The 25800-nt window shown below is 71.9% G+C and carries 24 protein-coding genes; 12 read left to right on the top strand and 12 right to left on the bottom strand.

The features are described 5' to 3' along the window. Positions 1-2: 2 nt before the first annotated feature. From efeB to OG254_RS14530, 3 genes are read left to right on the top strand one after another with little or no spacing between them, the layout of a single operon-like run. Entirely contained in the window at positions 3-1253 is a 1251-nt protein-coding gene (gene efeB / locus OG254_RS14520; RefSeq protein ID WP_405581548.1) for an iron uptake transporter deferrochelatase/peroxidase subunit, read from the top strand. 3 nt (positions 1254-1256) lie between these two features. Further along, on the top strand, positions 1257-2129 hold the full coding sequence (gene efeU / locus OG254_RS14525; RefSeq protein ID WP_351198688.1) for an iron uptake transporter permease EfeU: 873 nt from the start codon (positions 1257-1259) through the stop codon (positions 2127-2129). Continuing rightward, positions 2089-3081, top strand: a complete 993-nt coding sequence (locus tag OG254_RS14530; RefSeq protein WP_405581551.1) for a hypothetical protein — start codon at positions 2089-2091, stop codon at positions 3079-3081. The genes efeU and OG254_RS14530 overlap by 41 nt, the downstream gene beginning before the upstream one ends. 19 nt (positions 3082-3100) lie before the next feature. Here OG254_RS14530 and OG254_RS14535 read toward each other — a convergent pair whose 3' ends face one another. Continuing rightward, on the bottom strand, positions 3101-3835 hold the full coding sequence (locus OG254_RS14535; protein WP_405581553.1) for a bifunctional DNA primase/polymerase: 735 nt from the start codon (positions 3833-3835) through the stop codon (positions 3101-3103). A gap of 156 nt (positions 3836-3991) precedes the next feature. Next, positions 3992-4624, bottom strand: a complete 633-nt coding sequence (locus tag OG254_RS14540; protein WP_405581555.1) for a TetR/AcrR family transcriptional regulator — start codon at positions 4622-4624, stop codon at positions 3992-3994. Between the two features lie 109 nt (positions 4625-4733). Here OG254_RS14540 and OG254_RS14545 point away from each other — a divergent pair, with 109 nt between their 5' ends. Next, positions 4734-4928, top strand: coding sequence for a DUF6243 family protein (locus OG254_RS14545; RefSeq protein ID WP_405581559.1), 195 nt, complete (start codon positions 4734-4736; stop codon positions 4926-4928). Between the two features lie 139 nt (positions 4929-5067). Further along, a complete protein-coding gene (locus tag OG254_RS14550) occupies positions 5068-6414 on the top strand; it encodes a S28 family serine protease (RefSeq protein WP_405581561.1) in 1347 nt (448 codons plus the stop codon). Here OG254_RS14550 and OG254_RS14555 read toward each other — a convergent pair. The 3 genes from OG254_RS14555 to OG254_RS14565 all read right to left on the bottom strand — a co-directional run bounded on the left by OG254_RS14555 (position 6411) and on the right by OG254_RS14565 (position 10029). Continuing rightward, positions 6411-7409 carry a small ribosomal subunit Rsm22 family protein gene (locus tag OG254_RS14555; RefSeq protein ID WP_405581563.1) on the bottom strand — a complete coding sequence of 333 codons (999 nt, stop codon included), beginning with the start codon at positions 7407-7409 and terminating at the stop codon, positions 6411-6413. The two genes, OG254_RS14550 and OG254_RS14555, sit on opposite strands and share 4 nt — an antisense overlap. A gap of 167 nt (positions 7410-7576) precedes the next feature. After that, on the bottom strand, positions 7577-8692 hold the full coding sequence (locus OG254_RS14560) for a serine hydrolase domain-containing protein (RefSeq protein ID WP_405594991.1): 1116 nt from the start codon (positions 8690-8692) through the stop codon (positions 7577-7579). 11 nt (positions 8693-8703) lie between these two features. Further along, positions 8704-10029: a multidrug effflux MFS transporter gene (locus OG254_RS14565; RefSeq protein ID WP_405581566.1), complete on the bottom strand. Its 1326-nt coding sequence runs from the start codon at positions 10027-10029 to the stop codon at positions 8704-8706. A gap of 88 nt (positions 10030-10117) precedes the next feature. On the opposite strand from OG254_RS14565, the gene OG254_RS14570 reads away from it, so the two are divergent. Continuing rightward, positions 10118-11149 (top strand): Gfo/Idh/MocA family protein, encoded by a 1032-nt coding sequence (locus OG254_RS14570; RefSeq protein ID WP_405581568.1) that lies wholly within the window; start codon positions 10118-10120, stop codon positions 11147-11149. Here OG254_RS14570 and OG254_RS14575 read toward each other — a convergent pair. Beyond that, a complete protein-coding gene (locus tag OG254_RS14575) occupies positions 11136-12776 on the bottom strand; it encodes an alkaline phosphatase D family protein (RefSeq protein WP_405581570.1) in 1641 nt (546 codons plus the stop codon). The genes OG254_RS14570 and OG254_RS14575 overlap by 14 nt on opposite strands. Before the next feature lie 134 nt (positions 12777-12910). Here OG254_RS14575 and OG254_RS14580 point away from each other — a divergent pair, with 134 nt between their 5' ends. Next, the gene (locus OG254_RS14580) at positions 12911-13675 is read left to right on the top strand and encodes an SDR family oxidoreductase (RefSeq protein ID WP_405581572.1); all 765 of its coding nucleotides are present in this window, start codon (positions 12911-12913) and stop codon (positions 13673-13675) included. 259 nt (positions 13676-13934) lie between these two features. Here the strand turns inward: OG254_RS14580 and OG254_RS14585 are convergent, their stop codons facing one another. Together OG254_RS14585 and OG254_RS14590 are read right to left on the bottom strand one after the other, a co-directional pair. After that, positions 13935-14921, bottom strand: a complete 987-nt coding sequence (locus OG254_RS14585; RefSeq protein WP_405581575.1) for an aldo/keto reductase — start codon at positions 14919-14921, stop codon at positions 13935-13937. Between the two features lie 66 nt (positions 14922-14987). Further along, on the bottom strand, positions 14988-15314 hold the full coding sequence (locus tag OG254_RS14590) for a nuclear transport factor 2 family protein (protein ID WP_405581577.1): 327 nt from the start codon (positions 15312-15314) through the stop codon (positions 14988-14990). Positions 15315-15446: 132 nt separating this feature from the next. Between OG254_RS14590 and OG254_RS14595 the strand changes: the two genes are divergently transcribed. Further along, the gene (locus OG254_RS14595) at positions 15447-16010 is read left to right on the top strand and encodes a DoxX family membrane protein (RefSeq protein ID WP_351187491.1); all 564 of its coding nucleotides are present in this window, start codon (positions 15447-15449) and stop codon (positions 16008-16010) included. Between the two features lie 25 nt (positions 16011-16035). Continuing rightward, positions 16036-16389, top strand: a complete 354-nt coding sequence (locus tag OG254_RS14600) for a MazG-like family protein (protein ID WP_405581580.1) — start codon at positions 16036-16038, stop codon at positions 16387-16389. A gap of 1 nt (position 16390) precedes the next feature. Here OG254_RS14600 and OG254_RS14605 read toward each other — a convergent pair whose 3' ends face one another. The 4 genes from OG254_RS14605 to OG254_RS14620 form a co-directional block, all read right to left on the bottom strand. Beyond that, on the bottom strand, positions 16391-18019 hold the full coding sequence (locus tag OG254_RS14605; protein ID WP_405581583.1) for a hypothetical protein: 1629 nt from the start codon (positions 18017-18019) through the stop codon (positions 16391-16393). Continuing rightward, positions 18016-19842 (bottom strand): flavin-containing monooxygenase, encoded by a 1827-nt coding sequence (locus OG254_RS14610; RefSeq protein WP_405581586.1) that lies wholly within the window; start codon positions 19840-19842, stop codon positions 18016-18018. The genes OG254_RS14605 and OG254_RS14610 overlap by 4 nt, the downstream gene beginning before the upstream one ends. Before the next feature lie 147 nt (positions 19843-19989). Beyond that, the gene (locus OG254_RS14615) at positions 19990-20691 is read right to left on the bottom strand and encodes a response regulator transcription factor (RefSeq protein ID WP_351187499.1); all 702 of its coding nucleotides are present in this window, start codon (positions 20689-20691) and stop codon (positions 19990-19992) included. Between the two features lie 60 nt (positions 20692-20751). Continuing rightward, positions 20752-22251 (bottom strand): esterase/lipase family protein, encoded by a 1500-nt coding sequence (locus tag OG254_RS14620; protein ID WP_405581589.1) that lies wholly within the window; start codon positions 22249-22251, stop codon positions 20752-20754. A 171-nt stretch (positions 22252-22422) separates the two neighbouring features. Between OG254_RS14620 and OG254_RS14625 the strand changes: the two genes are divergently transcribed. From OG254_RS14625 to OG254_RS14635, 3 genes are all read left to right on the top strand, one after another. Continuing rightward, positions 22423-23475, top strand: coding sequence for a hypothetical protein (locus tag OG254_RS14625; protein WP_405581591.1), 1053 nt, complete (start codon positions 22423-22425; stop codon positions 23473-23475). A gap of 106 nt (positions 23476-23581) precedes the next feature. Further along, on the top strand, positions 23582-24667 hold the full coding sequence (locus OG254_RS14630) for a lytic transglycosylase domain-containing protein (protein WP_405581594.1): 1086 nt from the start codon (positions 23582-23584) through the stop codon (positions 24665-24667). 54 nt (positions 24668-24721) lie between these two features. Further along, a complete protein-coding gene (locus tag OG254_RS14635; RefSeq protein ID WP_405581596.1) occupies positions 24722-25780 on the top strand; it encodes an RNA polymerase sigma factor in 1059 nt (352 codons plus the stop codon). The last annotated feature ends 20 nt before the right edge of the window (positions 25781-25800 follow it).

The raw sequence follows: 25800 nt of genomic DNA on the forward strand, positions 1-25800 counted from the left end.
ACATGACGGATTCGAACGACGCCACGACCCCCTCCCGGCGTTCGCTCATCGGCTGGGGCGGTGCCGGGCTCGCGCTCGGTGCCGTCGCGGCCGGCGGCGCCGTCGCGATGACCCGCACGGGCGACGACGTGGCCCCGGCCGCGGCCGCGACGGGCGCCGCGATCGACTTCCACGGCGAGAAGCAGGCCGGCATCGCCACCCCGGTGCAGGACCGGCTGCACTTCGCCGCGTTCGACGTGAAGACCGACGACCGCGCCGAGTTCGTGCAGATGCTGAAGGACTGGACGGCGGCCGCGCGCCGGATGACCGCCGGACAGGCCGTCGGCGAGGGCGCGTTCGGCGGTCTGGCCGAGGCGCCGCCGGACGACACCGGTGAGGCGCTGGGCCTCAAGCCGTCGCGGCTGACGCTGACGATCGGCTTCGGGCCGTCGCTGTTCGAGAAGTTCGGGCTGGAGGACGCGCGCCCGGAGGCGCTCGTCGATCTGCCGAAGTTCGCGGGCGACAACCTCGACAAGAACCGCAGTGGCGGCGATCTGTGCATCCAGGCCTGCGCGGACGACCCGCAGGTCGCCGTGCACGCCATCCGCAACCTGGCCCGCATCGGCTTCGGCAAGGTCGTCATCAAGTGGTCCCAGCTCGGCTTCGGGAAGACCTCCTCCACCACCCCGGAAGAGCAGACCCCGCGCAACCTCATGGGCTTCAAGGACGGCACCCGCAACATCGCGGGCACGGAGACGGACCGTCTGAAGAAGTTCGTGTGGGTGGGCGAGAAGGACGGTCCGAAGTGGATGGCCGGAGGCTCGTATCTCGTCGCCCGGCGCATCCGGATGAACGTCGAAACCTGGGACCGGACTCCGCTCCAGGAGCAGGAGGACATCTTCGGCCGCGACAAGGGCGAGGGAGCCCCGGTCGGCAAGGCCAAGGAGCGCGACGAGCCGTTCCTCAAGGCGATGAAGCCCGAGGCGCACGTGCGGCTCGCGCACCCCGACACCAACGACGGGGCGACGATCCTGCGGCGCGGCTACTCCTTCACCGACGGCACCGACGGCCTGGGCCGCCTGGACGCGGGCCTGTTCTTCCTCGCGTACCAGCGGGACGTCCGTAAAGGCTTCATCCCCATCCAGCGCAGCCTGGCGATCGACGTCCTCAACGAGTACATCCAGCACGTGGGGTCGGCGATCTTCGCGGTCCCGCCGGGCGTCCGCGACAAGGACGACTGGTGGGGCAGCACGCTGTTCGCCAAGGAGGCGTAGCCCGTGTTCTCCAACTACCTGATCGGCCTGCGCGAGGGTCTTGAGGCCAGCCTCGTCGTCTGCATCCTCATCGCCTACCTGGTGAAGACGGACCGGCGGGACGCGCTGAAGCCCATCTGGATCGGCATCGGCGTCGCCCTCGCCCTCGCGCTCGGCTTCGGCTGCGCCCTCGAATTCGGCTCGCAGGAGCTGACGTTCGAGGCGCAGGAGGCGCTCGGCGGCTCCCTGTCGCTCCTGGCGGTGGGCCTGGTGACGTGGATGGTGTTCTGGATGCGGCGCACCGCCCGGCACCTGAAGGCCGAGCTGCACGGCAAGCTGGACGCTGCCCTGCAGATGGGCACGGGCGCGCTGGTGGCGACCGCGTTCCTGGCCGTCGGCCGGGAGGGCCTGGAGACGGCCCTGTTCGTGTGGGCGTCGGTGCGCGCGGCCGGCGACGGCACCCCGCGCCCGCTGGTCGGCGTCGCCCTCGGCATCGCCACGGCGGTCGTGCTGGGCTGGCTGTTCTACCGGGGCGCCCTGCGCATCAACCTCGCGAAGTTCTTCACGTGGACCGGCGGCATGCTGGTCGTCGTGGCGGCGGGCGTGCTGGCGTACGGCTTCCACGACCTGCAGGAGGCGCGCTGGCTGCCGGGGCTGAGCAACAAGGCGTTCGACATCAGCGACACCATCGATCCGTCGAGCTGGTACGGCACCCTGCTGAAGGGCATCTTCAACTTCCAGCCGGATCCGACCGTCCTCCAGGTCACGGTGTGGCTGCTGTACTTGATCCCGACGCTCGCGCTGTTCCTCGCCCCGGTAGGGTTCGCCTCCGGGAAGGGGAAGGTGAAGGGACCTGATGAGCAGGGAACGCGGCCCTCGAAGGCTCCGCAGGCTTGACCGGAGCGCACTGATAGCGGCCTGTGCGACCGCTTTGTCGTTGACGGCGAGCGGATGCGTGGTGGTCCACGGGGAGCGGGAGATCCTCCCCTCGGCCACCAAGGCGGAGGCCGCCGAGGCCCTCAAGGAGTTCACCACCGCATACAACAAGGCGGACAAGGCGTACGACAACGCCCTTTACGCCGGCCATGTCACCGGCGCGTTGAGCGACATCGACGGGGCGCGGCTGAAGGCGGGCAAGGCGCTGAGCCCCGAGGGCAACGCGGCGCACACCCCGCTGGAGCTGTCGGACACCAAGTTCACGATCCCGAAGAAGGCGGGCTGGCCGCGCTGGTTCGTGGCCGACACGGCCGCGAACAAGGGCGGCAAGGCGCGCTGGGTCTTCGTGTTCACCCGTGACGGCCTGGACGATCCGTGGGAGGCGGCGTATCTGACGCTGATGGCCCCCGGTGACGTACCGAAGTTCAAGACGGACAAGGACGGCTGGGCCAAGGCGGTGCCCGCGAACTCGACCGAACTGGCCGTGCCGCCCGGGGACTTGAGCAAGGACTACGCGGGTTACCTCAAGAACGGCGGGGACGCCTTCGCGCAGGGGCGGCACACCAGCACCTGGCGTGCGGACCGGGAGAAGGACGCCAAGCGGCCGGGCCTGGTCAGCCAGTTCATCGACGAGTCGATGACCGACGGCGACTACGCCCCGCTGGCGCTGCGCACCTCGGACGGCGGCGCGCTGGTGTTCTTCACCACGCGCTACTACGAGAAGCGGACGGCCTACGCGGGGACCTCGGTTCCCTCGCCGGGCAAGGCCGTGGAGGCGCTGACGGAGGGCGAGATCAAGCAGTCGCTGACGATGGAGTTCGTCTCGAACGAGGTGGCCCTGGACCCGAAGGGCTCCGGCAAGGTGGACGTGCTCGGCCGGATCCAGGGACTGACGTCGGCGAAGGGCGAGTGACACCGCCCCTCAAGGCTGCTCAGTGGCGGCGCAGGGGCCAGGCCGCGGAGACGTGGTCGGGCTCCGCGCCGGCGTGGCGGGCGCCGGCGTCGGTGAGGACTTCGAGCAGGCTCAGCGGGTCGGGCAGCGGGTGTTCGGGTCCGCGTACCCAGTGCACGGTCTGGTTCTCACCCGGCAGCTGGGCGGGCGGTACGAGGACGTAGGACCCGCGGCAGTGCCAGCGCAGTCCCGGGTGCTCGTCCATGGTCTCGGGGTGGCAGTCCAGCTCACAGGGCCACCACTCGTCCTCGTCCTCGGGGGTGCCGCGGGTGGCGGTGAAGAACAGCAGGCGGCCGTCGTCGCTCTCGGCGACGGGCCCGACCTCGATGCCGGCGTCGAGCAGCCGCTCGAGCGCCTCACGCCCGGCCTCGACCGGCACGTCGAGCACGTCGTGGACCATGCCGGTGGCGGTGATGAAGTTGGCCTGCGGCTGGTGCCGGGCCCAGCGCTCGATCTGTCCTCGATCGGTGGTGGACTGCGTCTGCCAGGCGAAGGACACCGGGTGCCGGGCCGGGGTGGGACAGCCCACCCGGTCGCAGGAGCAGCGGTAGCCGGCCGGGTGTGCGGCGGGCGCAAGCGGCAGTCCCGCCGCGGCGGCGGCGAGCAGCAGGGTCTCCCGGCCGCCTTCGTCGGCGGTGTCCTTGGGGCGGCGTCCGCGCAGCCACTGGGTGAGTTTGCCCTGCAGTCCGGTCCGGCCGCCCAACTCCGCGCTCATCTATCCCCTCGCCTCGCTGTCGTGCGGAACAGCATGCCCTATGGTCCCACCATCGTGCGCGCCGGGGGGCCGTAGCGGACAACCGGGCCAGGTGGGGCGAGGTGTACACAGCACTGTGATCAGGGGTAATGCACCACTTTGACGGGATTTACCTCCCTACCGACCGCGCGGTGCGAGTCCGTACAGGGCGTAGTCGACGAGGGTGTCCGTGTAGTCGTACGTGATCGGCCCCGTGTACTGGAGCCAGCGCTGGGCGAGCGGCGACACGAAGAGCTCCAGCGCGATGCGCGGGTCGATGTCCGGGCGCACGTCCCCGGCCTCCTGCGCGGCGCGCAGCCGGTCGACGTAGAGCTGGAGCGAGGGTTCGAGGAGCTTGACCACGAACTCCCGCCCGAGCTGCTCGTTGACCACACCCTCGGCGGCGAGGGCGCGGGACGGGGCCTCGAAACGGGGGTCCTTCAACTCGTCGACGGTGGCGCGCAGTACGAGCTTCAGGTCGGCGGCGAGATCCCCGGTGTCCGAGATGGCGTACGGCTCGTGCCCGACGCTCTGCGCGGACTGCTCCCCCAGATCGAGGAACGCCTCCATCAACACCTCGGCCTTGGACGACCACCACCGGTAGATCGTCTGCTTGCCGACGCCGGCACGGGCGGCGATGCCCTCGATGGTGGTCCTGGGGTAGCCGACCTCGACGACGAGGGCGAGGGCGGCGTCATAGATGGCCCGCCGGGACTTCTCGCTGCGGCGGGTGGAGCTGGGCGGGGGCTGGGCGGACTTCTGGGCTGCCATGGGTCGAATTTATCAGGTTGACAAGACGGAGCGTCTCGCTGATTCTGAGCGGGTGACACGAACGAGACGATACGTCTCGTATCTTCGCTCAGGATGAAAGGAACTCAAGATGACCCGAAGCGGAACCGGAAACATGCTGGGAGTCGGCGGCACTCGACGGAACCTCGGCCGCAAGGACCTGCGCGGTGGCGGCCGGAGCGGCCGGATCGGCGGCGGAACCGACCCCACGGCACAGAAGCGGGAGCTGTTGCGGAAACTCCAGGAGCAACGGCAGGGAGGGCGAGAGGGCGACGAGTCGTCGTGATCGGCCGCCCCCGCGGCTCCTCGGGCCTGTCTCCCCCGCAAGAGGGAGACAGGCCCCTCTCTTGCGGGATCCCCGCCCGACGCCCGGCGGCTGTACTGAAGCGGTCAGCAGGTCAGGCAAGGGACGGAGAGGATTTACGATGCGCGACTGGACGAGACGACGGCTGCTCACCGCGGCGATCTCGACGGTCCCGGCCGTGGGCCTGGGCACCGCGACCGCACGAGCCGCGGTGGGGAAGTCTCGATCAGGGAGCGGTGACATCGCCGACACCCTGCGAGCGCTGCCGGGGCTGCGGGTGATCGAGGAGTTGCCCGGGGCCGAGCCGGGTTACCGGTTCTTCGTGCTCGGGCTGCGCCAGCCCGTCGACCACACCGACCCGGCCGCAGGCACTTTCGAGCAGCGCCTCACGCTGCTCCACACCTGCGCCGACCGTCCCACGATCCTGTTCACCACCGGATACGACGCCGTGCTCATACCCCGGCGAACCGAGCCGGCCGTGCTGCTGGGCGCCAACCAGCTCCAGATCGAGCACCGCTACTTCGGCACCTCCCGCCCCACGGTCCACGGCTACCCGTATCTGACGATCCGGCAGGCCGCAGACGACCAGCACCGTGTCGTCCGCCTCTTCCGCACGCTGTACCGCGGCGCCTGGATCTCCACCGGTGGCAGCAAGGGCGGCATGACCGCGATCTACCACCGCCGCTTCCACCCCCACGACGTGGACGGCACCGTGGCCTACGCCGCCCCGAACAACGTCGACGACCGGGACGACTCCGCCTACCTGCGCTTCCTTGACACTGTGGGCAGCGCCGAACTCCGCGATGCGGTGAAGGCGACCCAGCGGCGGATCCTGTTGCGCCGTACCGAGATGGTTCGACGGTACGAGGCCTGGGCGGCCGCCGCCGGCGACACCTTCCGCATCGTCGGGAGTGCCGACAAGGCGTTCGAGATCGCCGTGCTGCGCGCGCCGCTCATGTTCTGGATGAACGGCAAGCCGGTCGACCACGCCGCCGTCCCCGGTCCCGACGCCACGGCGGACGAGCTGTACACGTGGCTCGACCGTACGGCGGGGCTGTCCCTGTACGCCGACTCGGTCGCGCGGGACTACATCCCGTACTGGTACCAGCTCGGCACCCAGCTGGGGTACCTCGCCGTGCCCTCGTCCCATCTGGACGGACTGCTGCGGTACCGGGATCCCATCCGGCCGCGCTCGTTCGTCCCGCGTGACATCCCGATGCGGTTCGACTCCGCCGCCATTCCGGACGTCGACCGCTGGGTCCGGCGGCGTGGCAGCCGCCTGCTCTTCGTCAACGGCACCATGGACCCGGCCGTCGCCGAGCCCTTCCGTCCCGGCGGGCCGGACTCCCGGGTGCTGTGGGTGCCGGGCGGGAACCACCACGTCTCCATCGAGGGGCTGGCGCCCGCCGACCGCGCCGAGGCGCGGGCGATGCTCGTCCGATGGGCAGGAGACTCCGGGAACTTCTAGGGTTCTTGGGCCGGCGGCCAGGCGTCGCCCCAGTCCGTGTCCCGGGCCGCCTTGTAGAGGTCGCCGTGGCGCTTGGTGACCGTGGTGCGGTGCAGGGCCGGCTCGGACTCGCAGAGGTCCAGGAGGACCTGGCCCTTGCGGATCTGGGGTTTGCGTACGACGCGGGCGGGGGCCGGAGTTGCCGGGAGGCGGGTGGCCGCGACGTAGGCGAACTTCTCGTCCTCGTAGGCGAGAGAGCCGCCCTTGATCTGGCGGTGCAGCGAGGAGCGGCTGACCCTCGCCGAGAAGTGGCACCAGTCCGTGCCGGGGACGATGGGGCAGGCGGCGCTGTGCGGGCAGGGGGCGGCGATGCGGAAGCCGGCGGCGATGAGGTGGTCGCGGGCCTCGATGACGCGGGTGTAGCCGTCCGGGGTGCCGGGTTCGACGATCACCACGGCGGCCTGGGCTGCGGACGCGACCGTGTCGAGGAGGGTGGTGCGGTCCGGTGCGGTGAGTTCGTTGAGGACGTAGGAGACCGTGACCAGGTCGGTGGGGTCCAGGCTGAGGCCGGATCCGATGCGGGCTCGCTGCCAACGGGCCTTGTGCAGCGCCGGGTTGGCCTCGGCGATCTCCCTGCCGATCGCCAGGGCGGGCTCGGCCCAGTCCAGCACGGTGACGCTGCGCTTGCCTGGCCAGGTCGCGGTGACGGCCCAGGTTGCCGCGCCGGTTCCGCCGCCGACGTCCGTGTGGCTGTCGGGGGTCCAGTCCGGGACGGTCTGTGCGAACGCCTCCAGCGCCGTGTGGACGGCCTCGAAGGTGGCGGGCATGCGGTACGCGGCGTAGGCGGCCACGTCGGCGCGGTCGCGGAGGATGGGGGCGTGGGTGGGGGTGGCGCCCCGGTAGGTGGCGATGAGGCGGTCGACGGCCTGGGTGGCCTGGCGGGGTGGGAGGTCGTCGAGGAGGGTGGCGAGGGCGGTGCGCAGGGTCTCGGCCGACGGGGGGACGGGGGCGTTCACCCGGTGATTCTACGAGGGCGCGCGGCGGCCGAGGGCCCTGGCATTCCTCGCCCCCGCCGCCCCTACCCGTCCCGTCCCTGGGGGCTGCCGCCCCCAGACCCCCGCTTTCGGCCCTGAAGGGGCCTCGTCCTCAAACGCCGGACGGGCTGATTTCAGCCCCTCCGCGGCTAGCGGCCCCGTACCGCCCGCGCCACCCGTGTCCCCGCCCTCGCCCGGGGGGTGCTGTCCGGGGCGCGTCTGTGGGGGTGGACCGTGTTTGCCAGGAGGATCAGGAAGGTGTCCGTCACGGGGTCGAGGACCAAGGACGTGCCCGTGAAGCCCGTGTGGCCCGCCGCGCCCTGGCCCGCCAGTTCGCCCATGAACCACGGCTGGTCGATGGCGAAGCCGAACCCGGGTGGGGTCAGCAGCAACTCCACGAAGTCCGGGCCTAGGACGCGGGCGGGGCCGTACGCGCCGCCCGACAGCAGCGCGCGGCAGAACACCGCCAGATCGCGGCCGGTCGAGAAGAGACCCGCGTGCCCGGCCACCCCGCCCAGCGCCCAGGCGTTCTCGTCGTGCACGACACCCCGCAGCATCCCCCGGTCGGCCTTGGCCCAGGGCCGGCGCTGGTCCTCGGTCGCCGCCGCGCCGGCGCAGGGGCCGAAGTGGGTCGCGGTCATGCCCAGCGGACGCGTGATGCCGTCGTGGATCAGGACGTCGAGGGTGCGGCCGGTGATGCGTTCCAGGACGTGCTGGAGCAGGAGCATGTTCAGGTCGGAGTAGCAGTAGGTGCCGGGGACGCCGATCGGCGGCTCCGCGCGAAGCGCATCCAGCCGCGCCGCGTCGTCCGCGTAGTCGTACAAAGGGAGTTCGGGCCGCAGGCCCGAGGTGTGCGTGAGCAGCTGGCGCACCGTGACGTCGTGGTGGGCCGCCGCCCGGAAGTCCGGCAGATACGCCCCGACCCGCGCGTCGATGCCCAGCGTGCCGCGCTCGATCTGCTGCACCGCGGCGACCGACGTGAAGAGCTTGGTGAGGGAGGCCAGGTCGAAGGGGGTGGTGGGGGTCATCGGGACGCGGGAGTCGGGCGGCAGCTCCACGCCCGCGTCCTTGTGCTCGTCGTAGGAGCCGTAGCGGACCGCCCAGCCCACCGCCTCCTCGACGGCGACATACGGCCCGCGCCCGACGATCAGCACCGCTCCGGCCGCCCAGGGACGTGCACCGGTGGTGAGGTCGTGGACCTCGCGGACGAGATCCTGGATCTCCTCGGGGTCGAGTCCGGCCCTTTCCGGCGTGTCCCCGCGCAGTCTCGGCGCGCTCAGCTGTCTGCTCCCTCCGCGACCGCACGTCCATCGGCACGTTCATCCGCACGTCTGTTCCAAGGACGGCACAGTCCCATGAAGCAGGCCAGCGCCACCAGTGCTGCGGCCAGTTGGACGACGGCCATCGGAACGGCCGTGTCCTCTCCGGCGATGCCCACGAGGGGCGAGGCGACGGCGCCGATGAGGAAGGAGGACGTACCGAGGAGCGCGGAGGCGGACCCGGCGGCGTGCTTGGTGCGCTGGAGGGCGAGGGCCTGGGTGTTGGGGAGCGTGATGCCCATCGCGGACATCAGGACGAAGAGAGCCGCCGCCACCGGCACCAGCCCGACTTCGCCGAAGACGCCCAGCGACATCAGCAGCAGCGCGGTCGCCGCCAGGATCACCACCGCGAGCCCCACGCCCAGCACCCGGTCCAGGCTGACCCGCCCCACCAGCACCTTGCCGTTGATCTGGCCGACGGCCACCAGCCCCACCGAGTTGAGCCCGAACAGCAGGCTGAACGTCTGCGGCGAGGCCCCGTAGATCTCCTGGATCACGAAGGGCGAGGCCGCTATGTAGGCGAAGAGGGCGGCGAAGGCGAACCCGCCCGCCAGCGTGTACCCGGCGAACGGCCGGTCGGCGAGCAGTCCGCGCATGGCGCGCAGCGCCTCGCCCACCCCGCCGCTGTGGCGTTCCTCCGGCGGCAGCGTCTCGGGCAGCCTGCGCCAGACCAGGGCGGCGAGCAGCACCCCGACCACCGTGAGCACGACGAACACGCCCCGCCAGTCCGTCACTCGCAGGATCTGGCCGCCGATGAGCGGCGCCACGATCGGGGCCACCCCGGAGATCAGCATCAGTGTCGAGAAGAAGCGGGCCATGGCCACGCCGTCGTAGAGGTCGCGTACGACGGCCCGCGCGATCACGATCGCCGCCGCGCCCGAGAGGCCCTGCGCCAGCCGGAAGGCGATCAGGAACTCGACGGTGGGCGCGAGTGCGCACAGCGCGGTGGCCACGACGTACACGACCAGGCCCGCCAGCAGCGGGCGCCTGCGGCCCCAGCGGTCGCTCATCGGGCCGACGACCAGCTGCCCGAACGCCATGCCGGCCAGGCAGGCGGTGAGCGTGAGCTGGACTGTCGCGGCCGGCGCGTGCAGGGCTCCGGTGACCTCGGGCAGCGCCGGGAGGTACATGTCCATCGCCAGCGGGGGCGTCGCCGTCAGACCGCCGAGGATGAACGTCACGAGCAGGCCGGTGCCCCGGAGGGAGCGGGTGGTGGGCGGTCGGTCCGTCTTCGGTATGGCCGGCCGCGACACGTCCTGTGCCGGCCCCCCACGGTCGCCCATGCGCCCCTCCCTCTCCCGGTGATCCGCCCTCTATGCTCTCAGCTCGTACAGAGTGCCGAGGGTCACATGAGCGAGGGGTGGGGCCGAGATGGCCGAGCAGAGCGTGCGGTGGGGGATCCTGGCGACCGGCGGGATCGCGGCCGCGTTCACCGCGGATCTGGTGGATCTGCCCGACGCCGAGGTGGTCGCCGTGGCCTCGCGGAGGCAGGACTCGGCCGACGCGTTCGCCGAGCGGTTCGGGATCCCGCGGGCGTACGGCGACTGGGAGGCGCTCGCCGAGGACGGCGACATCGATGTCGTGTACGTCGCCACCCCGCACTCGGCACACCGCACGGCCGCCGGGCTGTGCCTGGAGGCCGGGCGCAACGTGCTGTGCGAGAAGGCGTTCACGCTGAACGCGCGCGAGGCCGGGGAACTGGTCGCGCTGGCGAAGGCGCGCGGGAGCTTCCTGATGGAAGCGATGTGGATGTACTGCAACCCGCTGATCCGGCGGCTGAAGGCGCTGGTGGACGACGGCGCGATCGGCGAAGTGCGCCATGTCCAGGCCGACTTCGGGCTGGCCGGGCCCTTCCCGGCCGCGCACCGGCTGCGCGACCCGGCGCAGGGCGGGGGCGCCCTGCTGGACCTCGGCGTGTACCCGGTCTCCTTCGCCCAGCTGCTGCTCGGGGAGCCGTCGGACGTGACGGCGCGCGCGACGCTGTCCGCGGAGGGCGTCGACCTCCAGACCGGTGCCGTGCTCTCCTGGGACAGCGGCGCGCTCGCCTCGGTGCACTGCTCGATCGTCGGCGGTACGGCGACCGCCGCGTCGATCACCGGCTCGGCAGGGCGTATCGACGTGCCGAGCGGCTTCTTCTTCCCGGACCGCTTCGTGCTGCACCGGGACGGCCGTGACCCCGAGGAGTTCACGGCTGACCCGGCCGACGGGCCCCGCAACAGCCTGCGGCACGAGGCCGCCGAGGTGATGCGGGCCCTGCGGGCAGGCGAGACGGAGTCGCCGCTGGTCCCGCTGGAGGGCACGCTCGCCGTGATGCGGACGCTCGACGCGATCCGGAACCGCGTCGGCGTCCGCTACCCGGGCGAGGAGACCGCCGGCGAGGCGCCCGAGCTCACGCCGGCTTGAGCCCCTGCTCCCCCACCTGCGTGACGAAGGACGCGGCCGTGGTGAGGGGCGCCCCGGGCGTGGTCACGTACGGCACCGTCTTGAAGTCGGCCCGCGCCAGCTGCTGTCCCAGCGCGACGGTCACGTAGCCGCGCCGCCCGTTGTAGAACCGCATGTGCGGGTTGGCCTTCATGTACGTGTCCCAGTTGGCGGGCTTGTCGACGCCGTCGCGGCCGCTGGCGATCGACGTGGCCACGATCTCCGTGCCGAGCGTGGCGGAGGCGGGGTCGTCGAAGTCGTCCTTGATGTCGAAGCCGTACCCGACGTGGACGTCGCCGGTGAGCACCATCAGGTTCTCGACGCCGTTCGCCTTGGCGCCGTCCAGGACCCGGCGGCGGGAGGCGCGGTAGCCGTCCCAGGCGTCCATGGACACCCGTGACGGCGTGGTGAGGTCGAACTTGCGCTGGGCGAAGGTGACCTGCTGCGGGACGACGTTCCACAGCGCCGCCGAGTCGCGCCAGCCGTCCAGCAGCCAGCGCTCCTGCGTGGCGCCCGTCATCGTGCGCGCCGGGTCGTCGACGTCCGGGCCGGGGATCTGGGAGCCGTCGCCGTAGGCCTGGTTGGAGCGGTACTGCCGGGTGTCCAGCACGTCGAACTGGGCGAGCCGGCCCCAGTACAGGCGCCGGTAGAGCTGCATGTCGGGTCCGACGGGCCGCTGCGGGCGGCGCAGGGGCTGGTTCTCCCAGTAGGCGCGGTAGGCGGAGGCCCGGCGCAGCAGGAACTCCTCCGGCGGGACGTCGTTCTCCGGGATGTCGTCGGCGTAGTTGTTCTCGGTCTCGTGGTCGTCCCAGGTGACGACGAACGGGTGCGCGGCGTGCGCGGCCATGAGGTCGGGGTCCGACTTGAACAGGGCGTACCGCAGCCGGTAGTCCTCCAGGGTCACCGTCTCGCGGTTGAACAGCGCGGGCAGGGTGCGGTCGGTGTAGTTGCGGTAGCCGCCGACGGAGTTGACCGCGTACTCGTACAGGTAATCGCCGAGGTGGAAGACGACGTCGACGTCGTCCTGGGCGAGATGGCGGTACGCCGTGTAGTAGCCGTCGGTGTAGGCCTGGCAGGAGACGGCGGCGAGGGTGAGGGAGCTCGCGGCGCCGGTCCGCGCCGGGGCGGTGCGGGTGCGGCCGGCCGCGCTGATCCAGGTGCCCGTGCGGAAGCGGTAGTAGTAGACGCGGTCCGACGGGAGGTGGGAAACCTCGACGTGGACGGTGTGGTGGAACTCGGGGTAGGCGATCGCCGCGCCGCGTCTGGCGATCCGGGTGAACTTCTCGTCGTGCGCCAGCTCCCAGTACACGGTGATCCGCTGGGCGGGCAGTCCGCTGTCCGGCTGGTAGGGCGCGGGGGCGAGGCGGGTCCACAGCAGGACCGAGTCGGGCAGCGGGTCGCCGGAGGCGATGCCGAGGGTGAAGGGGTTGTCGGTGATCCTGCGGGCGTCGAGCTCGGCGGCGCCGGCGGTGCCCGCGGTCGGCAGGTTCACGGCGAAGGCGAGCGCGGCGGCCGCGCCGGTGACGGTCAGGAAGCGGCGGCGCCCGATGTGGCGGGCTGCCGCGCGCAGTTCGGGGCTGTGCTGGGGCAGGTCTGTCGTGATGGTCATCCGGTCCTCCCCTGGCTGATGGATGCATGAGGCATTGGAGTGGCCGGGGACGACACTCGCTTGGCGCGTACACAACACCCGGATGGCGGACCGATGAGTTCCGAATGGCGGACCGTCCCGTACGCTGCGGGCCCATGAATGACAGGCAAACGGACACGAGGATCGCCGTGGTGACCGGCGCCGGCTCCGGCATCGGCCGGGCGGTCGCCGTGGAACTGCTGCGCGCGGGCTGGTCGGTGGCACTGGCCGGACGGCGCGTCGGGACGCTGGAGGAGACGGCCGCGCTGGTGCCCGACGCCGCCGCTCTCGCCGTACGGACCGACGTGTCACGGCAGGAGGACGTGACCGCGCTGTTCGCCTCCGGCGTGGAGCGGTTCGGGCGGGTCGACCTGCTGTTCAACAACGCGGGGACGTTCGGTCCTGGCGGGGTGCCGGTCGAGGAGCTGCCCTACGACGCCTGGCGGCACGTCGTGGACACCAACCTCAACGGGGCGTTCCTGTGCGCGCAGGCGGCGTACCGGCAGATGAAGGAGCAGGACCCGCAGGGCGGCCGGATCATCAACAACGGCTCGATCTCCGCACACACGCCCCGCCCGCACTCGGTGGCCTACACGGCGACCAAGCACGCGCTGACCGGGCTGACGAAGGCGCTGTCGCTGGACGGGCGGCCGTACGGCATCGCCGTCGGCCAGATCGACATCGGCAACGCGGCGACCGACATGACCGAGCGGATGCAGACGGGCGCCCTGCAGGCGAACGGGTCGGTGGCGCCCGAACCCGTGATGGACGTGGCCGACGTGGCGCGGACGGTGCGGCACATGGCGGAGCTGCCGCTGGAGGCGAACGTGCAGTTCGCGACCGTACTGGCGACGGCGATGCCGTACGTGGGGCGTGGCTGAGATCCGACGGCCTGTGAGGACCTCCACAATTTGCACAAACGGAATCTGAAATTCCGCTGCGTTGGTGCCGGTAGGCGACTTATGCTCAACTTCGCCTGCACAAGAGCTTCACATGTGGAGCATGGTGCTTCCGTAGACCGAACAACCGAGGGGGGAACGGCAGCCGTTCCATGACACCGGGTGGGGGTGGACCTCGCGTGGGACCGCGAGGTACGCACCGGTGCGTGGAACGGCTGCCGTGCAGTTTCGTACGGGGGGTTCAACGGCCGAGGATGCGGTCGACCTCGGTCAGCTGCCCGGCCGTGAGCGCCCCCTTCTCCAGCGCGCCCGCGTTCTGCTCGGCCTGGGCGACGGAGCGGAACCCCGGGATCGGCACGGTGCGCGGACTGCGGGCCCACAGCCAGGCGAGGGCGCCCTGGCCGGGCGTGCGGCCGTCGCTGGTGAGGATCTCCTTCAACGCGTCGACGCAGGCGAGCCACTGCGGGTCGGCGCCGGATCCGTCCTCGAAGCCCCGCAGCCACTGGGGCGGCCGGCTGCGGATGTCCCCGGCCTCCAGGGCCTGCCCGGACCTGCGCTTGCCGGTGAGCAGGCCCATCGCCAGCGGGCTGCGGTTGATGCTGGCCAGCTCCAGCTCCTCGCACAGCGCGAACATCTCGGGCGCGTCCTGGAGCACATTGGCCGCGTGCTGTACGGCCGCGCAGTGCTCCCCGCGGGCGAAGACGGCGGCGCGGGCGGGGTCGTCGGTGCTCCACGCGTAGGCGCGGATCAGCCCCTCGCGCACGAACTCCTCGCAGACGTCGCGCAGTTCGGCGGCGCGCTCCGGGTCGGCGTCGGACAGGTGCAGCTGGTAGAGGTCGACGTGGTCGGTGTCCAGGCGCTTCAGGGAGGCGGTCAGCGCGCGGCGGGCGTACTGCGGGGAGTCGTCGGCGCCGGTGAGGGTGCGGGTCTCCTCGTCGAAGACGTTGCCCCACTTGGTGGCGACGACGACGTCGGCGCGGCGCTTGCCGAGGGCGCGGCCCAGGACGCGTTCGCTGTGGCCGGCGCCGTAGGTGTCCGCGGTGTCGAAGAAGGTGACGCCCAGGTCGAGGGCGCGCCGGATCGCCCGTACCGACTCCTCGTCGTCGACCTTGCCCCAGCCGAGGGGCTGCCCGTCGGCGGATTCCCACTCGCCCCCGATGGCCCAGCAGCCGAAGCCGAGCGCGCTGACCTCGATGCCGGTCCGTCCCAAAGTCCTCTTGGTCTCCATGAGCGAGGACGTTAGGAGTTGGAGCGCACACGAGGGCAAGCGCTTCCGCGAAACTTCCCGGGTCGGTTACGCCTGACCGGTCTCGAAGCGGGAGATCCGGCCGTCGTCCTCGACCTCGAAGTGCCAGCGGGTGCGCATCTCGCCCCAGGCGTCGTTGCTGTAGCTGGCGACGAGGTCGCGCCCGTGGTTCGACTCCTTGTCGACCTCCATGTGGCCGTGCGAGGAGAAGATCTCCCGGTCGATCCAGTCGGCGAGGTCGCGGTCGGTGCCGTCGTCCGCCATGGTCGCGCCGGGCGCGAGGATGCTCAGAAAGCCCTCGCGGTCGTGGGCGTTGACGGCGGTGACGAAGGCACGGACGGCGGGGTCGCTGAGTTTGGACGTCTGAATCGTCATACCGGTCAGCCTCACATCGGCCCGGGCGGGCCGCCACCCGAACGGCGGCGAAGGCAGGCCGCGCAGGTGTCCCTGGTGCGACGGTGAGAGGCGGGAGGGGATATGTCCCTGCTGTCTGCTCCGGGAGTTGCTGTGGGTGCTTACGACCGACGTGATCTGGGTCTGCTGTTGCTCCGGCTGAGTGCCGGCGGGGTGCTGGCCGCGCACGGCACGCAGAAGCTGTTCGGCTGGTTCGGCGGGCACGGCATCGAAGGGACCGGCCAGTTCATGGAGCAGGTCGGCTACCGGCCGGGCAAGGCCAGCGCGATGGCGGCGGGCCTCGCGGAGGCCGGTGGCGGCACACTGCTGGCGCTGGGGCTCGCGACGCCGCTGGCGGGCGCCGCGGCGGCCGGCGGCATGGCGGGGGCGGCCGCGGTGCACGCCCCGAACGGCTTCTTCGCCCAGGAGGGCGGCTACGAGACGGCGGCGACCCTCGGCCTCGCCGCGGCCGGCATCGCCGTGGCGGGCCCCGGCCGGCTCTCCCTCGACCACGCCATGGGCCACCTCTTCGACCGTGGCTGGATGGTCCCCACGGCGCTGGCGGCGACGGCCGCGGTCACGGCGCTGGTGGTGGGGGCGCGCAACAGGAGGCTGGACAGACCGGAGAAGGGGGACGGCGATCCGCTGGAGGGGCAGGACGCCCTGTTCGAGGAGTAGCCGGGGCCTGTGCCAAGCTGCCCGCATGACTGATCGGGCCATCCCCGCCGAGACCTCCGCCGACCTGTGGGCAGCCATCGACGACCTGTGGACCTGGCTCGACGCCGACCAGCCGGTCGGCGGCCAGGAGGGCCTGCTGCTGCGCCTGCTGAAGCTGTCGGAGGAGGTCGGCGAGGTCTCCGAGGCGGTGATCGGTGCGACGGGTCAGAACCCGCGCAAGGGGGTCACCCACACCTGGGAGGACGTGCAGGGCGAGCTGTGCGACGTGGTGATCACGGCGTTGGTGGCCCTGCGCACGCTGACGCCGGACACGCGTGAGGTGTTCACGCGGCATCTGTCCCGGGTGAGGGAGCGCTCGCTGGGCCCGGGGTCCGGATAAGTCAGGGGCAACGCCGATCGCTCGGCTTCAGGCTCACCACCGTCCCCTCCCCGTTCCCCGACAGCAGCAGCGCCCCTTCCTGTGTGACTGCCAGCCCCGCGAACCGCCGCGCCATCCCCGGCATCCCCTGGGCGAAGAGGGCAGGTTCCGTACGCGGAACCACCCCCGCCGGCGCCCCGACCGGCAGGTCCTCAGCATCCGTGCGGACCTCCCCCGTCGTCAGCGACACCGCCCGCAGTCTGCGCCGCCCGGTCTCCACCGTGAACAGTTCGTCGCCCAGGACCGCGAGGCCCTGCGGTGCGTCGAGCCCGTCCAGGACGACCGTCGGCGCCGCGTCCGCCTCGATCCGCAGGACCGCGCCGGCCCCCTCGTCGCTGACGTAGCAGCGCCCCTCGGCGTCGAAGGTGACGTCCGCGGGCCGGTCGAGTCCGTCCGCGAGGACGCTGACGGCGTCGTTCCCGTCGACGGCCACCACCCGCCCCGCGTCCGACTCGGCGACGACGAGCGAGCCGTCCGGCGCGACCGTGATGCCGAGCGGCCGGCGCAGACCTCCCGCCCTCTCCCGCGTGGTCCCGTCCCGGGGGTCGTACGTCTGGATCTGCCCGAACTGCGAGGTCAGGTGCAGGAGTTCGCCTTCGGCGGCGATGCCGTGCGCGAAGGGGAGGAGGGCGTGGGTGGTGATGCCGGCCGGCGAAGGGCTCGCGACGCGGTAGTGGTCGGCGGCGTACACCTGGCCGCCGAGGTCGATCGTCACGCCGTACGGTCCGTCCAGTCCGCGCGGCACGATCTCGCGGGTGCGGCCGTCGGGGTGCATCTCGGTGACGCCGCCGCTGGCGTAGCTGGAGACGAACATGCGGTTCTCGGCGTCGAAGGCCGCGTTGTCCAGGCCGACGACCCCGCTGGTGACCAGGGTTCGCGAGCCGCTGCCGTGCAGGTCGATCCGGGTGACGATGCCCTCGGCGCCCCGGGACAGGACGTGCAGCACCCCGCCCTGGTCGAACCGCACGGCGACCGGCTGGTGGACGTCGTCGGCGACCACCTCGGGCGTGCCCCCGTCCGGCGGGATCCGCCAGACCTGGCCGGTGAGCAGCGGGTTCGGGCCGCTCATCATGTGCGGGTAGTAGAGGTGGCCGTCGGGGCCGAGCTGCATCGCGTTGCCGAGGGCGAGCCCTTCGGTGAGGACCACGGGGTCGCGGCCGTCGGGGAAGAGCTCCATCAGGCGGCCGTCGGGCTTCATCTCGTTCACGAACAGCCGGTCGCCGACGCAGGTGATGCCGTTGGGGTTGGCCACGTCGTCCGAGACGAGCGTGTACTCCCCGTCCGGACCGCGGCGCCACACCCGCCCCGGCACCAGATCGGCGATGTACATCGAGCCGTCCGCGCCGAAGGCGAGGTCGTCCGGGGACTGCACGGGGCCGTCCATCGGTACGACCACCTCGACGTCCCCGGTGGCCGGGTCGACGGCGCTGACCTGCGCGGCGAGGAACTGGGCGACGTACAGGCGCCCGTCGGGTCCGAACGCGACGCCGTTGGAACCCCACAGCCGGCTGGGCGGGTTGAGCCGCTCGGCGGTCCAACGGGCGCTGGTGGCAGGCGGGTTGCCCGGCGAGCCGTACCTGCTCGCGCTCATGCCTCGTCCTCCGCCAGCACCTCGCGCAGGCCGCCCTCGGAGCGCCAGCGCCGCAGCAGTTCGTGGAAGGCGACCGGACCGTCGCCGTACGACTCGCTGCGCTCCCTCGGCCTGCCCTCGTTGTTGTAGTAGCCGGGGGTGCACTCGGCCTGGAACGGGTACAGGTCGGCGGCCTTCCGGCGGATCGTCGCCACCCAGGCGTCCTGCGACTCGGTGGTCGGCTCGACGTGCCGCGCCTGCCGCCTGCGGGCCTCGGCGACGACCTCGGCGACGTGGGCGGCCTGTTCGTCGAGGATGTGGACGTAGTTCACAGCGGAGGCGTTCTGCAGCGGGCCGAGGTGGAAGAGGTTGGGGAAGCCCCGGCTGTAGAACCCGTGCAGGGTCCTCGGGCCGCCGCTCATCCAGGTCCGCAGGAGATCGGCGCCGCCCCTGCCGTACACCGGCAGCCGCCCGGACAGCACTCCGGAGACGCCGACCTCGAAGCCGGTGGCGAAGATGATGCAGTCGACCTCGTACTCGCGGTCGCCGACCACGACGGCGTTCTCGGTGATCCGCTCCACGCCGTGGGTGTCGGCGGTGTCGACGAGGGTGACGCCCGGCCGGTTGAAGGTCTGGAGATAGCTGTCGCTGAAGGTGGGCCGCTTGCACATGTAGCGGTACCAGGGCTTGAGCCGCTCGGCGGTCTCCGCGTCCTCGACCGTGGCCTCGACGCGGGCCCGCAGCTCGTTCATCTTCTGGAAGTCGGCGATCTCGTAGGCGAGTTCGCGCTCCTCGGCGGGCACGTCGGCGTAGGCGTTGGTCGGGATGAGCTTCTCCTGGAGCCGGGCGGTGGACGTCCAGGCGTCGTCCACCAGGTCCTCGTCGGCGCGGACGCCGGTGACGACCTTGAGAAAGTTCTCCCTGCGGCGCCGCTGCCAGCCCGGCTCCAGGGACTTCGCCCACTGCGGGTCGGTGGGCCGGTTGCCGCGGACGTCCACGGAGGACGGGGTGCGCTGGAAGACGTACACCCGCTGCGCGTCGGCCCCGAGGTGCGGCACGACCTGGATCGCGGTGGCGCCGGTGCCGATGAGGGCGACGCGCTTGTCGGCGAGGCCGGTCAGGCCGCCGTTCGCGTCGCCGCCGGTGTAGTCGTAGTCCCAGCGGCTGGTGTGGAAGGTGTGCCCGCGGAAGGTCTCGATGCCGGGGATGCCGGGGAGTTTGGCCTCGCTGAGGGTGCCGCTGGAGACGATGACGTACCGCGCCCGCATCCGGTCGCCGCGGTCGGTGCCGACGATCCACTCCGACTCCGCGTCGTCCCAGCGCAGTTCGGTGACCTGGGTCTGGAAGCAGGCGTGGTCGTAGAGGCCGAAGTGGCGGGCGACGGCCCGCGCGTGCTCGCGGATCTCCTCGCCGGGCGCGTACTTCCACCGCGGGACGTGGCCGAGCTCTTCGAGCAGCGGCAGGTAGATGTACGACTCGATGTCGCAGTGGATACCGGGGTAGCGGTTCCAGTACCAGGTGCCGCCGAAGTCCCCGCCCTTCTCGACGACCCGGATCTCGCGTACGCCCGCCTGACGCAACCGCGCCCCGGCGAGCAGCCCGCCGAACCCGCCGCCGACGATCACCGCCTCGACCCGGTCGTGCAGCGGCTCACGGGTGAACTCCGGGTCGGCGTGCGGGTCTTCGTCGTACGCACCGAACTCGCCGGCGAGCTGTTGGTACTGCCTGCTGCCGTCGGGGCGGATGCGGCGCTCACGCTCGGCGCGGTACTTGGCGCGCAGGGCCTCGGGGTCGAAGTCCAGCTCCGCCTCCAGGTCCTTCCTCGCGTCCTGCGGCTCGGGCATGGGTGCGCTCTCCTCGGTCGTGGGGGCCGGCCGCGGGAGGGCCGGGACAGGGGAAGTCGGGGTCAGTGAAGCGAACCGGGCTGACAGGTCCCAGACATATCCCGGACACGTGATCAATGTGACCCAGGGCACACCGACCGGAAGGCCTTACGGCTGTATGGGCCGGCCCAGCCAGTAGCCGAAGCCCCGCCGGGTGTGGATCAGCGCGGTCCGCTCGCCGTTCACCTTGCGGCGCAGCCGTGAGACGAGCCGCTCGATCGCGCCGTCGGTCGGCGGGTCGTCCCAGACGTGCCGGCCGATCTGCTCCTTGGACAGCACCCGGTCGGCGTTGACCAGCAGACAGCGCAGCAGCCGGTACTCGGCGGGCGTGAGCTCGATGACACGCTCGGCACGCCGGGCCCGGCGGGTGGCGTCGTCGAGCACCAGGTCGCCGTAGCGCAGCGCGCCGTCCCATCCGGCGGGCTCCTCGCTGCGCACCAACTGCCGTGCCCGCGCGAGGACTTCGGCGACCCGGCCGGGCGCCCCCGGCTGTCCGTCGGTGCCGGGTCCGCCGCCGGGGAGGCTGCCGAGGAACTCACCGGCCCCGGTGAGCAGCAGGACGGCCGGACGGTCGGGGGCGAGGAGACGGCGGCTGTGCCGGAGCGTGTCGGTGTCCGACAGGGTCACGTCGAGGATGACCAGATCGAACCGGCGCTCGGCGAGCAGAGGACCGGCGTCGGTGGCGCGGTCCACCGCCACGGTCCGGTAGCCGGCGAGCTCCAGCAGTGCGGCCAGCGGCTCGGACGTACGGGGCTCACCGACGACGAGCAGGACATCCGGTACCGCGTCGGTCGACGGCGGCTTCGGCATACGGCCACTCTACCTGCGGGTTGCCTGAGGCAAGTAAGTGCCGATCAGGTCGCGTCGGCCTCACGTCCAGGGCGTGGCGACGAGCCGGAGTCTCGCGCCGGCGCCGACGAGCGGGGCGGCGCTGGCGGGCAGCGGGATGTGGGCGACCCAGCGGCCGGGGGTGGGGTCCTCGTCGGCGCGGGGCGCTCCGGCGACGTGGTGGTCGCGGATGGCGCCCTCGATCTCCGAGTTCCAGGTGGCCCAGATGCCGGGGCCGGCCTCGGGTGTGCCGACGTCGATGACGAGGGTGTCGGCGAAGTCGGCGCTGTGCTCCAGGTGGTCGCCGAGGTGCAGGATGCCGCGCCGCTCGCGCAGGGAGAGGAGCCGCAGTTCGAGGATGAACCGCATGGGTTCGTCCGCGTCGGTCCGCAGGCCGCTGTTGAGGAAGGTGGTGGCCAGCGACACCGACGCCTGCTGCCCGTCGAGCTGGATGGGGCACCAGTGGGCCGCGAGCCGCTCGTGCATCACCACGGGCAGCCCGCGCACCGACAGCCGCGCCTCGGCCTGCCACACGAGGTCCCCGTCGGCGGGCAGCCGGAGGTCGACCAGCGACGCCTCGATGCGGGTGTCCCCGAACAGGAACCGCCGCAGGTTCTGGTAGCCCTCCTCGGAGTTGACCATGCCGTAGCGCCCGCTGTGGCTGCGGTGCACGAAGGCCCGGTGGGCGCCCGGCACATACGCCCGCTCGATCTGGACGAGCCCGTCGCTGTGCGGTCCGACGGCCTTCGAGGACAGTCCGAGGGCGACGTCGTAGTCGGCCGGGTCGGTGCCCACCAGGCAGAAGACCCGCTCGACGGGCAGCGTCCCCGGCCCCTGGGGCAGCTCGCGGGCGTCCCAGCCCTCGGGCGGGCCGTCGGGGTCGGTCAGCGCCTGCGGGGTGAGGTACTCGTACATCCGCCGGGATCCGAAGATGTCCGCGCCCTGGATGCCGAGGGTGTCCCGGACCCGCTCCAGCATCCCGCCGCCGAGGTCGAAGGCGATGCCGCCGTGCGGGGTGCCGTAGGTGAAGAACTTCGCGACGCAGTCGGCGCCGCGGCCCCGGTCGGGCAGGATCTTCTGCAGCAGGCAGCGGCAGATCAGGCCGCCCATGGAGTGGGCCACGAGGATGACGGCGGGGGCGCCGGTCTTCTCGCGCAGCCGGTCGATCAGGTCGAGCAGGTCGGCGGCGGCGTCCTCCAGCTGGTACTCCTGCGGGCTGCCGCCCCAGGTGGTGGCCGAGCGGTCGTAGAAGCGGTGGATCCAGACGGTGTTGGCGGGGATCCCGGTGTGTTCGGCGAGGTAGGCCGCCTGGTTTCCCTTCACGAGGAGTTCGTAGCCCTCCTCCCGCAGCAGGCGCAGCAGGGGGCTTTCGAACTGGTGGAAGAGCGGCTGGTTGTGGGCGCCGACGCGGACGTGGACGGAGCCCTCGTTGAAGCCGTAGAAGGGGTCGTCGACGGCCTTGTCGATGCCCCGGGTGCCGCCGGCGAAGCCCCGGACGTAGACGAGGGGAAGCCTGCTGTTGCCGTCCACGTCTGCCTCCATCGCACCGGGGTCCACTCCTCCTGAGTAGCGGAAGCCCGGAACTCTGGCTTCCCGGAATAGGCCGGAACGGTGACGTCCTCGGCTTGTCACCCGGAGGGAGCAGGTTGCCTCGTCGTGCGGGCCCCGGTCGTGTCGTACTGGAGTTTCACGAGGAAAGCCACGGAGGCCCGAATGTCCACGCGGCAGAGGAAGGATCTCGCGCCTTGGCGAGAGCTGCCGCTGACCGTGATCACCCGTCTGCGAACCCAGCTCGCCGAAGAAGAGTGCCGTGTCACGGAGGACGACGGCGGGCGGCGCCGGGCCGTGCTCGACGGAGCGAGGCAACATCTCGATGAAGCCGAGGCAGCGTGCCGTGACGCCTCGAAGTTCCGACGCAGATCCGGCACCTTGGAACGCGTCTGGTCGAACGTCCGCGCCGCCGATACCGACCTGCTCTCCCTCGCGTCCGATGACGAGGTCCGGGCGAGAATTCCCGAAATCCTGGGCATGGCGCGACGGAACCTTTCGGAGGGCAACCCTCAGCGGCAGGCCGTTGAAGACATCGCCAAGGGGGTCAAGACCGGCGACGGGCCCCTCACGGATCAGGAGCGGAGCACGCTGGTCAGGGCGCTCACCTTCGCCTACGCATCCCTGGGCGGCAAACACAGGCGAATACGCGTCTTGGCGGACCTGCTCTGGAACCTCACGGGGGCGGTGACGCTGGGGCTGGTCGCACTTGCGGTGTGGGGTCATACCGACGAGCAGACCGTGGATCTGTGCTTCCGCCCCCAGCCGCCCGGCAACAGGGTGGTCTGCCCCACCGGCGAATACGAGGTCCCTCCCGTGGGCCCGCCCCCGATGGCCGAGCCCCTCGCCGTCACGGACGTCGTCACCGGCAGCTTCGCCGAGCCTCGGGACGTCCTGACCGTGGAGTTCGCGGGGCTCGTCGGAGCGGCCCTGACCGTGGTCACGGCGATGCGCCGGATCCACCCGGACCACGCCACGCAGTACGAGTTCCGCCTGCCGCTTGCTGCGGCGGTACTGAAGTTCCCCATGGGCGCGCTGTCCGCCGTCGCCGGAATCCTGCTCATCAAAGGGGCCTTCGTACCGGGCCTGAGCAACCTCGACAGCTCCGCACAGATCCTCGGCTGGTCGATCGTCTTCGGAGCGGCCCAGCACCTGGTCACCCACATCGTCGACCAGCGGGCGGAAGAGGCGCTGAGCGGGGTGCGGAAACCGCCGTAGCGGCAGGTACCCAAACCCTGTGACGGACTGCGCAACCCCCTGCGACGGACCCGCCGCCCTGCCCCGTAGAGCAGACGACAGCAGTCCACAGGGAGGGGAGCAGGACGTGGCAGGGCACAGGGGCAGACGCGTCAGTGGTACGGCGGCCGCGCTGGCGGCGATGGCGGCGCTGACCGCGTCACAGGCGCCGGGGGCGGCCCCGGCGCGGGCCTCCGTGCCGGTACCGGGGCGGACGCCGGCCGAGCAGGGATCGAGCGTCTCCGGCGACACCCCGTACCGCACCGAGCTGCCGCCGCTGCGGACCGGGAAGCGGGAGGGTGGTGGGGCCCCGGCGGAGGCGGGCGCCGCGCTGCCCGCGAGCGTGTTCGCCGCCTACGGGCGAGCGCAGGAGCGGCTTTCGCGTGAGGCTCCCGGCTGCCGGCTGCGGTGGCAGTTGCTCGCCGCGATCGGTCAGGTGGAGTCGGGACAGGCGCGGGGTGGGCGGGTGAACGGCGACGGTACGACCGTGACGCCGATCCTTGGGCCCCGGCTCGACGGCGTGGCCTTCGCGCTGATCCGGGACACCGACGGCGGCGCCCACGACGGGGACACGGCGTACGACCGCGCGGTCGGGCCGATGCAGTTCATCCCGTCGACGTGGGCCCGCTGGGGCGCGGACGGCAACAGTGACGGGCGTATGGATCCGAACAACGTGTTCGACGCGGCGCTCGCCGCCGGGCGCTACCTGTGCGCGGGCGGGCGGGATCTGTCCGACCCGGCCGACCTCGACCGGGCGATCCTCGGCTACAACCACTCGGCGGCGTATCTGCGCACGGTCAGGGCCTGGTACGCGTACTTCCTGGGAGGGACCCGGGTGGTGCCGGACAACTCCACCGGCTCCCCGGACGGCCGCCGCGAGTCGTCGCGCCCGGCCTCGAAGCCGAAGGGTGCCTCACCGACACCGGCACCGACGCCGACGGCCCCTCCGCGCGCCACCCCCTCCCGTCCGGCGTCGCCCCCCGCCTCATCGGGCCCCACCCCGTCCCGTCCGGTCGCCGCCCCCGAGGACACACAGGAACCGCAACTCCCCCTGCCCGCCCCGGACATCGAGCTCCCCGCTGACGGCCTGTTCCCCGGCGACGGCCCGCTGACCAGTAACAGCGCGGAATCGATGCCCGCCGCCCCCTCCACAGCCGCCGCTACTGGGCGGTAGTGTCGCGCCCCGCCGGTCGGAACGACACTGGTGGATGAGCGCGAAGGGGCCCTCATGGCGACGGACACGCCTGCGGAGATGGAAGCCTCCGACGACCGTTGGCAGCGCATGTGGAGCCACCGCGAGCAGTTGCTCAAGGTGGCCCGGCGCAGGTCGATGAGTGCGGAGGACGCCGAGGACGCGGTGCACGAGGCGATGCTGCGCGCCGCCGAGCGCCCCGAGCTGGACGACGAGCGGCTCGCGGCGTGGCTCACGACGGTCACGATGCGGCTCTGCGTCGACCGCTACCGGCAGGTCAACCGAGAGGCCGAGGTCCGCACCCGCCCTACCCTCGTCTCGCCCGGCCCCGTGCCCGTCGAGGAGGTCGTGTGCGACCGGGCAGAGGCGAAGTGGCTCGCGGTGCGCAGTGGCGAGCTGCCCGCGCGCCAGGCCGAGGCGCTGCGGCTGAAGTCGGAGGACCTGGACGTCGGCCAGGTCGCCGTACGGATGGGTCTGAGCTACCGGACCGTCGAGTCGCTGCTGGCCCGGGCCCGGCGAACGCTGCGGCAGTCGCTGGCCGCCACGCTCGGGTTCGCCCTGTTCCTCATCGGGTGGGGGCGGCCGCGCGGCGGTGGCAAGGTGCAGGCCGCGGCGGTGGCTTCGACGGCGGCGACACTGGCGGTGGCGGGGTTCGTGCTGCCGTACACCCTCGACGCGGGCGGGGGCGAGGGCGGGAACGGTACGGCTCCGCGGCCCGCCGTCGCCTCGCCGAGTGTGGAGGCGTTGCGGCCGGACGGCAGCGCTGCGGGCAGTACTCCCCAGGGGAACCGGCCCATTGCCACGGCGGCCGAGCGCGGGGCGGCCGGGTCACCGTCGGAAGAACCGTTCCGGCCGCTGTCCGTGCCGTCATTGCCAGAAGCTCCGGAAGTACCGGAAGTACCGGAAGTACCGGAAGTACCGGAAGTGCCGGTGCCTGCGGTCTCGGTGCCCCCACTGCCGGTGCTGGCAACGCCGGAGGTCCCGGATATGCCGGGCATACCGCAGACTCCGGATGTGCCGGGCGTACCACAGACTCCGGATGTGCCCGACGTCCCTGAGCCTCCCGAGATGCCCACCCTGGCACCCGTTCCGTAGCCACCCGAAACCCGCCCGAA

It is taken from the genome of Streptomyces sp. NBC_01092, assembly GCF_045039535.1.
GTDB lineage: Bacteria > Actinomycetota > Actinomycetes > Streptomycetales > Streptomycetaceae > Streptomyces.

What these genes read in the sequence shown, in the direction of transcription:
- OG254_RS14540 (WP_405581555.1), bottom strand. Translation starts at nt 4,624, where the DNA reads ATGGCAGCCCAGAAGTCCGCCCAGCCCCCGCCCAGCTCCACCCGCCGC.
- OG254_RS14615 (WP_351187499.1), bottom strand. Translation starts at nt 20,691, where the DNA reads ATGCCGAAGCCGCCGTCGACCGACGCGGTACCGGATGTCCTGCTCGTC.
- OG254_RS14545 (WP_405581559.1), top strand. Translation starts at nt 4,734, where the DNA reads ATGACCCGAAGCGGAACCGGAAACATGCTGGGAGTCGGCGGCACTCGA.
- OG254_RS14565 (WP_405581566.1), bottom strand. Translation starts at nt 10,029, where the DNA reads ATGGGCGACCGTGGGGGGCCGGCACAGGACGTGTCGCGGCCGGCCATA.
- OG254_RS14585 (WP_405581575.1), bottom strand. Translation starts at nt 14,921, where the DNA reads ATGGAGACCAAGAGGACTTTGGGACGGACCGGCATCGAGGTCAGCGCG.
- OG254_RS14635 (WP_405581596.1), top strand. Translation starts at nt 24,722, where the DNA reads ATGGCGACGGACACGCCTGCGGAGATGGAAGCCTCCGACGACCGTTGG.
- OG254_RS14605 (WP_405581583.1), bottom strand. Translation starts at nt 18,019, where the DNA reads ATGAGCGCGAGCAGGTACGGCTCGCCGGGCAACCCGCCTGCCACCAGC.
- OG254_RS14620 (WP_405581589.1), bottom strand. Translation starts at nt 22,251, where the DNA reads ATGGAGGCAGACGTGGACGGCAACAGCAGGCTTCCCCTCGTCTACGTC.
- OG254_RS14580 (WP_405581572.1), top strand. Translation starts at nt 12,911, where the DNA reads ATGAATGACAGGCAAACGGACACGAGGATCGCCGTGGTGACCGGCGCC.
- OG254_RS14575 (WP_405581570.1), bottom strand. Translation starts at nt 12,776, where the DNA reads ATGACCATCACGACAGACCTGCCCCAGCACAGCCCCGAACTGCGCGCG.
- OG254_RS14550 (WP_405581561.1), top strand. Translation starts at nt 5,068, where the DNA reads ATGCGCGACTGGACGAGACGACGGCTGCTCACCGCGGCGATCTCGACG.
- OG254_RS14625 (WP_405581591.1), top strand. Translation starts at nt 22,423, where the DNA reads ATGTCCACGCGGCAGAGGAAGGATCTCGCGCCTTGGCGAGAGCTGCCG.
- OG254_RS14610 (WP_405581586.1), bottom strand. Translation starts at nt 19,842, where the DNA reads ATGCCCGAGCCGCAGGACGCGAGGAAGGACCTGGAGGCGGAGCTGGAC.
- OG254_RS14535 (WP_405581553.1), bottom strand. Translation starts at nt 3,835, where the DNA reads ATGAGCGCGGAGTTGGGCGGCCGGACCGGACTGCAGGGCAAACTCACC.
- OG254_RS14570 (WP_405581568.1), top strand. Translation starts at nt 10,118, where the DNA reads ATGGCCGAGCAGAGCGTGCGGTGGGGGATCCTGGCGACCGGCGGGATC.
- OG254_RS14600 (WP_405581580.1), top strand. Translation starts at nt 16,036, where the DNA reads ATGACTGATCGGGCCATCCCCGCCGAGACCTCCGCCGACCTGTGGGCA.
- OG254_RS14530 (WP_405581551.1), top strand. Translation starts at nt 2,089, where the DNA reads ATGAGCAGGGAACGCGGCCCTCGAAGGCTCCGCAGGCTTGACCGGAGC.
- efeB (WP_405581548.1), top strand. Translation starts at nt 3, where the DNA reads ATGACGGATTCGAACGACGCCACGACCCCCTCCCGGCGTTCGCTCATC.
- OG254_RS14590 (WP_405581577.1), bottom strand. Translation starts at nt 15,314, where the DNA reads ATGACGATTCAGACGTCCAAACTCAGCGACCCCGCCGTCCGTGCCTTC.